The following is a 10,153-nucleotide window of genomic DNA, read 5'->3' as shown; positions in this document are numbered from 1 at the left end:
CGTTAAAAGACGGCACGCTATGGGCGCTTGTTTCACAATGTGTCGCGGGTGACTGCATGTGAACAGGCAGGTTTTTCAAACGTCCCGCGAAAGCGGGAATCCATTTGCCCTGATGTGGAGGCGAAGATGGATTCCCGCTTTCGCGGGAATGACGGCAAGGCAAGATTGTGCATCATGGAATTCTGATGAGGAATGCCTCTCCTCCTATCATACTCACCATCGCCGGCTCCGATTCCGGCGGTGGTGCCGGCATTCAAGCGGACCTGAAAACCTTCCACGCACACGGCGTGCACGGCCTTTCCGCCATTGCCGCCATCACCTCGCAAAACACGCGCGGCGTGACTGCTGTACATCCGATACCGATCGCGCATATCCGTAGTCAGATTGAGGCTGTGTTCGACGACTTCCCTATCGCTACCGTGAAAACCGGCATGCTGGGCAATGCCGCCACGGTGCGACTCGTCGCAAAGGAACTGCGCAAACGCAAACCCGCATGGATCGTGGTCGATCCCGTGATGATTTCCACCAGCGGCTCGCGCCTGCTCGACGAAAACGCGGTTGAGGCGATGATCAACGAATTGATCCCGCTCGCCGACGTACTGACACCGAACCTGCCGGAAGCCGAAGCTCTACTGGGCCACCCGTTGAAAACATCGAAGCAACTTGCGGAAGCAGGCGAGGCCTTGCTTGCACTCGGTGCCCGCAGCGTGCTGCTGAAAGGTGGACACGGTCGAGGCCACGATGTCGTAGATCGTTATTTCGATGCACGTGGATCGATCGACATCCGCCATGCCCGTCTTCCGCGTGAAGGCCACGGCACCGGTTGCACGCTGGCTTCAGCTATCGCCGCGGAACTGGCCAAGGGCTCAGCGCCACGTCAAGCGGTGCGCCGAGCGGTCGCCTACGTGCAGCGCGCACTTAAAAACGGCTATCGCCCAGGTCGTGGTGCGATCTTCGTGCTCCGTCACTGAACGGAATTTGCCGTAAAATTGCCAAGCGGCCATCCGGCCACATATTCAGGCCATCCCCCGAGCCGCTTCCACGATGGATTTCCTCAGCCCCCGCTTCATCATCCTCTACGTACTGCTGGCCTTCGTGCTGTGTGTGCTGCTGGTGCACCTGCGTGGCCGCTCACGACTTCGCTTTGATCGCCAGTTGGTGGATCATTCTGCCGTGTTCGCGCCCTATAACCTCTTGATGTATGCCTTCTCGGCGGTACCGGCGCGGCCCATCCTCGATCGCGACGGTTTTCCTCAACTGGATCTGCTGCGCGACAACTGGCAGACCATCCGCGAAGAAGCACTGCAGTTGTTCGACGAAGGCCATATTCGCGCAGCCGAGAAACATAACGACGCCAGCTTCAACAGCTTCTTCAAGCAGGGCTGGAAGCGTTTTTACCTGAAGTGGTACGGCGAACCGTTGGCATCTGCGGAAACGCTGTGCCCGAAGACCGTGGCGCTGCTCAACTCGATTCCCAGCGTGAAAGCGGCGATGTTCGCCACGCTCGCACCGCACAGCAAACTCAATCCGCATCGCGATCCGTTTGCCGGTTCGCTGCGCTACCACCTTGGCCTGATCACACCGAACTCGCGCGACTGCCGCATTTTCGTCGACGGTGAAGAACACGCGTGGGGCGACGGCAAGGATGTGGTGTTCGACGAAACCTACGTGCACTGGGTGGAAAACAAGACCAATCAGACACGCGTGATCCTGTTCGCCGACGTCGAACGCCCGCTGCGCACGCGCTTGATGAGCGCAATCAACCATCGCGTCGGCGCGTTCATGGGCAAGATCACCGCCTCGCCGAACACCGAATCGCCGGAAGAAAAAACCGGCTTCGTCAACCGCATGTTCGCGCTCAACGCCCGCGGTCGCGAGCGCAGCCGCGTGTTCAAGAAGAAATACCCGAGGCTGTTTCGCACAGTGAAGTACATCGGCATGCTGATTTTTATCTGGCTGGTGTTTTTGGCTCCTTGGCCTTTCGTTCACTAAGCAGTTGTCACGTTTTCGATAGCTAGCGCGTCCTGGCTATAAGCCCCAACCGGAAACGACCATGGACGCCCACACCAACCTGTTCCAGAAGCACCGCCCTCGCCTGCTCGGGCTCGCCTACCGCATGCTCGGCACCCAGGCGGATGCCGAAGACGTACTGCACGACGCTTGGCTGCGCTGGCATGCGCAGGACAAAGCCGGACTGGATGATGCCGAAGCCTGGCTGGTGACCGTCACCACCCGCCTCGCCCTGGATCGCTTGCGCCACGCCAAGGTGGAGCGCGAGCACTACACCGGCCCATGGCTGCCTGAGCCGCTGGTAGAGCCGGAAGCGCTGCCGGATTCGCAAGCCGAACAAGCCGAAACGCTCACTCATTCCTTTCTGTTGATGCTGGAACGGCTGAGCCCGGAAGAGCGCGCCGCGTTCCTACTGCGCGAAGTCTTCGACTACAGCCACACCGAAGCAGCAAGCATCCTCGGCATCACCGAAGAAGCCTGCCGGCAGCGCGCACATCGCGCCAAACAACGACTGCGCGAGGAACGTGTTCGCTTCAACACCAACACGCAAACCCAGCGGCGCCTGCTGGAACGTTTCGCCCTGGCCTTGCGGCGCCCTTCCGAAGAAAACCTTCGCGCGTTGCTTGCAGAGGATGCGGTGCAAGTCGCCGATGGTGGCGGTCTGGTCGCCGCAACGCTGCGACCACTGCTCGGCAGCGAGCGGATCACGCGCCTGTACCTGCAGATCTACAAACATGAGCAAGGTCACGACATCCGTCGGGATCTGCGCATGGTGAACGGCGAGCCTGCACTTCTGACGTGGGTGGACGGCGAGCTGACTACCGTCGTTTGGATTGAGTGCGACGGTGAGCACATCACCGCTCTGCACGCGCTGCGCAATCCACAAAAATTGGCGCGACTGGCCGCTGTCACGAAATCGCCGGCTGGTCCGTCCTTGCATTGAACGGCCAATTCCGGCCGCGTCTATTCAAGGAGCCCACCATGTCCCGTTTCAACATCCAGAAGCATTTTCAGGCTGTGCAGCCACTGTTCGCCCTCAGCAAGCACATCAAGTCAGGCACGCTGGAGCCGGCGCTGATCGAGCTGGTGCTGATGCGCGTTTCGCAGATCAATGGCTGTGCCTATTGCCTGGATATGCACAGCAAGGACGCACGCGCCGCCGGCGAAACCGAGCAGCGCCTATACGTGATCGCAGGCTGGCGCGAGGCGCCGTTCTACAGCGACCGCGAACGCGCTGCCTTCGCGTGGGCCGAGGCACTCACCCGGCTGGTTCCCGGCGACTCGGTGCCGGATGCCCTCTACGCGGAAGTGAGTCGTCACTTCAACGAGAAGGAACTGGTCGATCTCACCTTGCTAGTGACAAACATCAACACCTGGAATCGGATCAACCTTGCCGCGCATACGGTGGCAGGCGACTACAAGCCCGGCATGTTCGGCTGAGCATCCGCTGTCACGAAATGGCCAGGTGGCTCGTCCTTGCATTGAACAGTCGATGACGGCCACCCCACACGAGGAATGCATGCCATGTCACGTTTTTCCTACTACACATATCCCGAAGCCCTGAAACCGCTGTTTGCGATGAAGGCGCATATCGACCAGTCCGGTCTCGAAGAAAGCCTGGTGCATCTGGTGATGCTACGCGCCTCGCAGCTCAACGGCTGCGCCTATTGCATCGACATGCACAGCAAAGAAGCACGTGCCGATGGCGAAACCGAACAGCGTCTGTATCTGCTGCAGGCATGGCGCGAAGCGCCGTTCTATAGCGCACGCGAGCAGGCAGCGCTGGCGTGGTGCGAAGCGGTCACGCGACTCGATCCGGTACACGGCGTGACGGATGAAGTTTACGAACAAGCACGCGCGCAGTTCAGCGAGAAAGAACTGATGGACCTGAATCTGCTGGTGATCATGATTAACGGCTGGAATCGCATCGCGATACCGTCGAAGACGGAGCCGGGCAGCTTCAAGCCAGTGAAGCAAAAGGCGGCTTAAAGCTGATGCTCCCTCTCCCCCAAGAGGAGAGGGAGTAAAGATGCATTACACCTTCACGCGCTTGGCAATGGCCTCACCAAACGTCTGCGTCGAACCCTTGCCACCCAGATCCGGCGTAACGTGTTCGCGATCGTTCGCCATCGTGTCGCGAATCGCATCACGCAGCTTGGTGCCCTTCTCCACCATGCCCAGATGATCGAGCATGTCGGCTGCAGCAAGCAGCAGCGCGCAGGGATTGGCAATGCCTTTACCCGCGATATCCGGCGCAGAACCATGCACCGCTTCGAAGATCGCTGCGTGCTCGCCGATGTTGTCGCCCGGTGCCAGACCCAAGCCACCGACCAAGCCGGCGCACAGATCGGAAAGAATGTCGCCGAACAGGTTGGTGGTGACGATCACGTCGAACTGTTCTGGACGCATCACCAGCTGCATGCAGGCGTTGTCCACGATCATCTCGTTGAACTCGATCTGCGGATAATCCTTCGCAATCTCGCGCGCCACGTTGAGGAACAGACCTGAAGCGGTCTTGATGATGTTGGCCTTGTGCACGGCCGTGACTTTCTTGCGACCTTTCTTCACCGCCATATCGAAGGCATAGCGCACGATGCGCGCGCAGCCCTTGCGCGTAACGCGGATCATCGAGGTGGCCAATTCACCGTCTTCCGATAGCGTCTGCCCTTCGGAGAGATACGCACCCTCGGTGTTCTCGCGCACGGTGATGATGTCGATGTTGTCGTAACGCGCCTTGGTGCCGGGGAAGCTGATCGCCGGACGCACGTTGGCGTACAGATCGAAATGGCGGCGCAGTGTGACGTTGATCGACGTGAAGCCGCCACCTACCGGCGTGGTCAGCGGGCCCTTCAACGCCACCTGGTGCTTGGCGATCGCATCGAGCGTGGGCTTGGGCAGCAGGTCACCGTGCTTTTCGAGCGCGATCATGCCGGCTTCGACCGTGTCGTAGGTCAGGCCGCAATCGAGCGCGTCGAGCACGCGCAGCGTAGCGGTCATGATCTCCGGGCCGATGCCATCGCCCGGGATCACCGCAATGGTCTTGCTCATGGGGAAACTCCTTGGGAATGAAGCGGGGGAGCCGGCGCGCAGGGGGGAAGGCGCCTAGCTGAAAACCGCACAATTATCCCTGATGGGCTTGTCGGCGAACAGCCTGGATATGGTTGGGAAGCGTTGCAAATGCTCGTATGGAGCGTTGCGGTTGCTCGAATACTGCTCTTCCTCCTCTCCCCTCCGGGGAGAGGATTGAGGTGAGGGGGACAAGGCTTGCCACAGATCTCAATTGGAGAGTCGCTTCGATTTACCTTTATCGCGAGGTTCGCCCCTCACCCCCGCCCTCTCCCCGAAGGGGAGGGGGCGCAAATGCGTTACGCATGCTCGCTGCAGTTGGCAGCCTCTGCACCGCCTTCCAACCGATCCAGAAAATCCACCGCACGCCGCAAATGCGGAATCACGATCGACCCACCTACGACCAGGCCGACGCTGAACACCTCGAAAAATTCATCGCGCGTCACGCCCACTTCCTTGCACTGCGCAATGTGATAGCTGATGCAATCATCACAACGCAGCACCATCGAGGCGACCAGACCAAGCATTTCCTTGGTCTTCACATCCAACGCGCCGGCTTTGTAAGTCTGCGTGTCCAGCGCAAAGAAGCGGCGTACCACCTGGTTGTCTTCGGCCAGGATGCGTTCGTTCATGCGTTGGCGGAAGGCGGTGAATTCGGCGACGCGATCCTTCTCGGTACTCATGCAACCTCCAAGAGCTGCGCCAGCTTGCCGCTTCGATCGGCAGCGACCAGATCGTCATAGCCGCCTACAAGGTGATCGTTGATGAAGATCTGCGGTACGGTGCGGCGACCGCCACTGCGCTGGAGCATGGTGTCGCGCTGGGCCGGATCGGTGTCTACCCGCACTTCCTCCCACGTCAGGCCCTTGGCCTTCAGCAGGTTCTTGGCGGCCACGCAGTATGGGCATACCGCAGTGGAATAAACTTCGATCTTGGGCATCGCAAAGCTCCGGAATAACTTGCGCAATAAATGGCGGTGTCTGTGTTTGAAACCAAGATGCTGAACTGCCATATCAGTGAATGGTCTCAGTGTTATTGTCGTTCATCTATGACCATGCCGCATCGAAACCTCCATAAACGCCTGCTGACCGCGCTGGCTGCTGCGACCGTGGCCTTTGCCGCGGGCGCCCAGGACAGGCCTGACGACATCCGCCTCCCTGACCTCGGCAGCTCAGCCAATGCATTGATCTCCCCGCAGGAAGCGCAGGACTACGGCGCCATGATGCTGCAGCAAATGCGCGCGCTGGACATGGTCGTGGACGACCCGCTGCTGGACGACTACATCAACAACCTGGGCTTTCGCCTGGTGGCCAACTCGGCCAAGCCGAAGGATCACTTCGCGTTCTTCATCGCCAAGGATCCGGTCATCAACGCATTCTCGGCGCCCGGCGGCTATATCGGCATGAATTCGGGACTGATCATCATCACCCGCAGCGAGGATGAGCTCGCGGCGGTGATGGCGCACGAAATCGGCCACATCACCCAGAACCACCTGCAGCGCGCGTACGAGGCAGCGAAGAAAGACACACCGCTGATGGCCCTGATCGCACTCGGCGCCATTGCTGCGGGCGGCGCGGCTGGCGGCCAAGCCGCCGCAGCCACACTGCTGGGCGGCCAGGGCGTATTGATGCAGAAACAGATCAACTTCACCCGCAAGGACGAAGCCGAGGCCGACCGCACCGGCATCGAGACACTCTCCAAGTCCGGTTATGACCCGAACGCCATGGCCGGTTTCTTCGCGCGCATGGAAGATGAAATGAGCGCGGATTCGGGCGGCATCAACGTGCCGTCCCTGTTGCTGGATCACCCCGTCACGGCACAGCGCATCAGTGACGCGAAAGCACGTGCTGGCTCGCTGATTGCCGCCCAGAAGCTGCAACCCAGCGGCAATCTGCTGGACAAAGAGAGCTGGGCAAAGCAGACCGCACCCATCGTCTACGTGAAGGACGCGACCTCGCTGCTCCCCTCCTCGCACAGCGCCGGCAAAGGCCCGAGCACCTATTTGCTGATGCGCGAACGCGTGCGTGTGCTGTCTGATGACGCGTACCGCATGAGCAGCTTTTACGCCGGTCTGCTTGGCCGCCAGGATGGGCGCTTCAACACACCGGAAATCCACTACGGCTATGCGCTCGCGCTGATCCGCAGCGGCCAGGGCGGCAAGGCCATCACCCAGCTTCAGCCGCTGGTGGACAAGAACCCGGACAACCTGGTGCTGCGCCTGGCGCTGGCGGACGCGCGCCTGCAGGACGGCCAGCGTGCGGCGGCGCTGGATATCTACGCTGCGCTCAATACCGAATCCCCGCGCAACAAGGCCATCGGCGTGGCTTACGCCAACGCACTCACCCAGGGCGGCAGCAAAGCCCAGGCCGAGCAGGCTGCCAGCATGCTGCGGCCAATGCTGGAAGACACCGACGAGCCTGGCCTGTTCACCGCTTACGCCCGCGCCAGCGAACGGGCTGACCAAGCGGTTCGTGCGGGCGAAGCCTACGCGCAAGCCAGCTACCTCTCCGGCCGGCCGTTCGATGCCATGGAACAGTTGAAAACCCTACTCAAGCGCAACGACCTGGACTACTACGCACGCGCCCGCATCCAGGCCCACATCGCCGAACTCACCCCGCTGGTGATGGAGCTGCGCAAGCGCCGCGTATCCACGGATGACAACCCGGACGGCACCAGCCAGACGCAGCAGCAATTTGGGTCGGGATGCAAAGGGCGGATTTGTCTGGGTTGGGGTGCCAATCCAGGCCAATAAAGACGTAAAGCTGGAATTGTCATCCCGGATGACGACCTTTTGTCATCTCTAACCCCCTATCAGTGCAGCGTTTTCACGCTGTGTCATTGCCGCGTAACATTTCACCGCTGCAATAATTGCGTCATAGGCCACCTACTCGGACCTTCGCGTGCACAAACGCATCCTGATTGTTGAAGACGAAGCTTCCATCCGCGACATGGTCGCCTTCGCCCTGCGCAAGGCCGGTATGGATACCGCGCAGGCCGCCGATGCACGCACGGCCCAGATGTCCATCGCCGAGCAGGTGCCCGACCTGATCCTGCTCGACTGGATGCTCCCCGGCACCAGCGGCCTGGATCTGGCTCGCCGCCTGCGCAAGGAAGAACTCAGCCGCGAGATCCCGATCATCATGCTCACCGCACGCGGCGAGGAAATGGATCGTGTCAATGGCCTGGAAGCCGGCGTGGACGACTACGTCGTCAAGCCCTTCTCCACGCGCGAATTGATCGCACGCATCAAGGCGGTGCTGCGGCGCAGCCAGGGCGACGATGGTTCGGGCATGGTGGAACTGGGCCGGCTGCGCATCGACGGCCCGGCCCACCGCGTGTTCGCGGGCGACGAGCCGGTACCGATCGGCCCCACCGAATACCGACTGCTGTACTTCTTCATGACCCATCCGGAACGCGTCTACTCACGCGCCCAGCTGCTCGACCACGTGTGGGGCGGCAGCGTGTACGTGGAAGAGCGCACCGTGGATGTCCACATTCGCCGCCTGCGCAAGACGCTTGAGCCGTGGAAGCTTGAGGATATGGTGCAGACGGTGCGAGGCGCTGGCTATCGTTTCTCAGCCAGCCCCTGATCTAGACCCCGCCATGACACAGCCGGTCAAAAGCGCCTGGAAACTTCCCCTCGCGCTGACCGGCGGTTTGGTTGCGGGCGCTTTCGGCGGATGGCTGGCCGGAGGGCACGTAGCGAGTGGTGTGGCACTAGTCGCCATAGCAGAGATTGTCTTGCTGTTGACGCATTTGCGTCACATTGCTAAGCCCATCATGAGCTTATCGTCCAAGCCCCCCGAGGACGCTCCCTACGACGTTCCCTATGACCCCCGGCATGATCGATTCATGATGCGCTCCCGACGCCTAGCCGCCAACCTGCATGATCTACGCCGTGCCGCAGGCAACCTGCCGGACGCGATCGTGTTGCTCGACCAGGACCAGCACGTGCGCTGGTTCAACCACGCGGCGGAAAGCCTGCTCGGTCTGCGCCGTCCGCAGGATCGCGGCGTGGTGCTGAAGGAAAAACTGCATAACTCCGAATTGGCCGGCTGGCTGGAAGAACCCTCGCCAGAGCCGCTGAACGACGTCAGCGCACCCGGTGCACCGAGCCGCCACATCAACGTAACCTTGCTGCCGTTCGGCCAGCGCCAACGTCTGCTGTTGGCGCGCGATATCAGCCACATGTCGCGCCTGGAACAGATCCGCCGCGACTTCGTCGCCAACGTCTCGCACGAATTGCGCACGCCGCTCACGGTGATCCACGGGTATCTCGAACTGCTCGATCCCGAAGACGTACCGCACTTGGCACCCGTGCTCAGCGAAATGCGCGCGCAGTCCAAGCGCATGGGTCAGATCGTGGAAGATCTGCTCACGCTGTCGCGCCTGGAAACGCAGGACCACGTCAGTGAGGAACGCGTGCAGATGGCACCGTTGCTCGCCACGCTGCGCAAGGAGGCCGAAGCGCTGAGCCAAGGCCGCCACAGCATCACGGTCGAAAACGCCGCCAACATCGATCTGCTCGGTTCGCCGAAGGATCTGCACAGCGCGCTGTCCAACTTGGTCAGCAACGCGGTGCGCTACACGCCCACCGGCGGGCGCATCACCATCCGCTGGGAACGCACTGCTGACGGCGCGAACTACTCGGTAACCGATACCGGCTACGGCATTCCCGCCGACCACCTCTCCCGCCTCACCGAGCGCTTCTACCGCGTGTCATCCAGCCGTTCGCGCGACAGCGGCGGCACGGGCCTGGGGCTTTCCATCGTCAAACACGTGCTTGGCCTACACCAGGCACGCCTGGATATCCGCAGCACACCCGGACAGGGTTCTACCTTTACTTGCTGCTTCGGCCGCGAACGCTTGCTGGCGCCGGAAACGCACGAAGCCAGGTCTGCTGAATAGGTACTTCCTCTCTCCTTTGGGCCTGATTAGCGTCTCGCCTCAGTTGGGTATCTCGTGTGTTGTGACATTGCCTGCGGCGCTTTCGGACCCTAAAGTGCCCGAGTCACTTTTCTTTGCTGGCCAAAGAAAAGTAACCCAAAGAAATGGCCTGAAGAGCTCACAGCATTGC

Annotated in this window: 11 protein-coding genes; 8 read left to right on the top strand and 3 right to left on the bottom strand. The window is 61.0% G+C overall.

What is annotated here, in order from left to right:
• The first annotated feature begins 185 nt into the window (after positions 1 to 185).
• From thiD to QQJ86_RS15470, 5 genes are all read left to right on the top strand, one after another.
• Positions 186 to 971 carry a bifunctional hydroxymethylpyrimidine kinase/phosphomethylpyrimidine kinase gene (gene thiD, locus QQJ86_RS15490; RefSeq protein WP_284321867.1) on the top strand — a complete coding sequence of 262 codons (786 nt, stop codon included), beginning with the start codon at positions 186 to 188 and terminating at the stop codon, positions 969 to 971.
• Between the two features lie 97 nt (positions 972 to 1,068).
• A complete protein-coding gene (locus QQJ86_RS15485) occupies positions 1,069 to 1,992 on the top strand; it encodes an aspartyl/asparaginyl beta-hydroxylase domain-containing protein (protein ID WP_284321868.1) in 924 nt (307 codons plus the stop codon).
• Positions 1,993 to 2,053: 61 nt separating this feature from the next.
• Entirely contained in the window at positions 2,054 to 2,953 is a 900-nt protein-coding gene (gene sigJ / locus QQJ86_RS15480; protein ID WP_284321866.1) for an RNA polymerase sigma factor SigJ, read from the top strand.
• Between the two features lie 38 nt (positions 2,954 to 2,991).
• Positions 2,992 to 3,450 carry a carboxymuconolactone decarboxylase family protein gene (locus tag QQJ86_RS15475; RefSeq protein ID WP_284321865.1) on the top strand — a complete coding sequence of 153 codons (459 nt, stop codon included), beginning with the start codon at positions 2,992 to 2,994 and terminating at the stop codon, positions 3,448 to 3,450.
• An 84-nt stretch (positions 3,451 to 3,534) separates the two neighbouring features.
• Positions 3,535 to 3,999: a carboxymuconolactone decarboxylase family protein gene (locus tag QQJ86_RS15470; protein WP_284321864.1), complete on the top strand. Its 465-nt coding sequence runs from the start codon at positions 3,535 to 3,537 to the stop codon at positions 3,997 to 3,999.
• 45 nt (positions 4,000 to 4,044) lie between these two features.
• Here QQJ86_RS15470 and QQJ86_RS15465 read toward each other — a convergent pair whose 3' ends face one another.
• The 3 genes from QQJ86_RS15465 to grxC form a co-directional block, all read right to left on the bottom strand.
• Positions 4,045 to 5,058 carry an isocitrate dehydrogenase gene (locus QQJ86_RS15465; protein ID WP_284321863.1) on the bottom strand — a complete coding sequence of 338 codons (1,014 nt, stop codon included), beginning with the start codon at positions 5,056 to 5,058 and terminating at the stop codon, positions 4,045 to 4,047.
• 317 nt (positions 5,059 to 5,375) lie between these two features.
• Positions 5,376 to 5,759, bottom strand: coding sequence for a carboxymuconolactone decarboxylase family protein (locus QQJ86_RS15460; RefSeq protein WP_284321862.1), 384 nt, complete (start codon positions 5,757 to 5,759; stop codon positions 5,376 to 5,378).
• Entirely contained in the window at positions 5,756 to 6,016 is a 261-nt protein-coding gene (grxC, locus tag QQJ86_RS15455; protein ID WP_284321861.1) for a glutaredoxin 3, read from the bottom strand. The genes QQJ86_RS15460 and grxC overlap by 4 nt, the downstream gene beginning before the upstream one ends.
• 114 nt (positions 6,017 to 6,130) lie before the next feature.
• On the opposite strand from grxC, the gene QQJ86_RS15450 reads away from it, so the two are divergent.
• The 3 genes from QQJ86_RS15450 (at position 6,131) to phoR (ending at position 9,984) form a co-directional block, all read left to right on the top strand.
• Positions 6,131 to 7,828, top strand: coding sequence for a M48 family metalloprotease (locus tag QQJ86_RS15450; RefSeq protein ID WP_345782821.1), 1,698 nt, complete (start codon positions 6,131 to 6,133; stop codon positions 7,826 to 7,828).
• 148 nt (positions 7,829 to 7,976) lie between these two features.
• Positions 7,977 to 8,666: a phosphate regulon transcriptional regulator PhoB gene (gene phoB / locus QQJ86_RS15445; protein ID WP_188792565.1), complete on the top strand. Its 690-nt coding sequence runs from the start codon at positions 7,977 to 7,979 to the stop codon at positions 8,664 to 8,666.
• A 13-nt stretch (positions 8,667 to 8,679) separates the two neighbouring features.
• Positions 8,680 to 9,984 carry a phosphate regulon sensor histidine kinase PhoR gene (gene phoR, locus QQJ86_RS15440; protein ID WP_423372806.1) on the top strand — a complete coding sequence of 435 codons (1,305 nt, stop codon included), beginning with the start codon at positions 8,680 to 8,682 and terminating at the stop codon, positions 9,982 to 9,984.
• Positions 9,985 to 10,153: the final 169 nt, after the last annotated feature.

Origin of the sequence: Dyella acidisoli (assembly GCF_030160295.1) — a bacterium.
Lineage (GTDB): Bacteria > Pseudomonadota > Gammaproteobacteria > Xanthomonadales > Rhodanobacteraceae > Dyella_B > Dyella_B acidisoli.
This window is presented reverse-complemented; position numbering and strand designations above follow the sequence as displayed.

What these genes read in the sequence shown, in the direction of transcription:
- thiD (WP_284321867.1), top strand. Translation starts at nt 186, where the DNA reads ATGAGGAATGCCTCTCCTCCTATCATACTCACCATCGCCGGCTCCGAT.
- sigJ (WP_284321866.1), top strand. Translation starts at nt 2,054, where the DNA reads ATGGACGCCCACACCAACCTGTTCCAGAAGCACCGCCCTCGCCTGCTC.
- QQJ86_RS15475 (WP_284321865.1), top strand. Translation starts at nt 2,992, where the DNA reads ATGTCCCGTTTCAACATCCAGAAGCATTTTCAGGCTGTGCAGCCACTG.
- QQJ86_RS15470 (WP_284321864.1), top strand. Translation starts at nt 3,535, where the DNA reads ATGTCACGTTTTTCCTACTACACATATCCCGAAGCCCTGAAACCGCTG.
- QQJ86_RS15465 (WP_284321863.1), bottom strand. Translation starts at nt 5,058, where the DNA reads ATGAGCAAGACCATTGCGGTGATCCCGGGCGATGGCATCGGCCCGGAG.
- QQJ86_RS15460 (WP_284321862.1), bottom strand. Translation starts at nt 5,759, where the DNA reads ATGAGTACCGAGAAGGATCGCGTCGCCGAATTCACCGCCTTCCGCCAA.
- grxC (WP_284321861.1), bottom strand. Translation starts at nt 6,016, where the DNA reads ATGCCCAAGATCGAAGTTTATTCCACTGCGGTATGCCCATACTGCGTG.
- QQJ86_RS15450 (WP_345782821.1), top strand. Translation starts at nt 6,131, where the DNA reads ATGCCGCATCGAAACCTCCATAAACGCCTGCTGACCGCGCTGGCTGCT.
- phoR (WP_423372806.1), top strand. Translation starts at nt 8,680, where the DNA reads ATGACACAGCCGGTCAAAAGCGCCTGGAAACTTCCCCTCGCGCTGACC.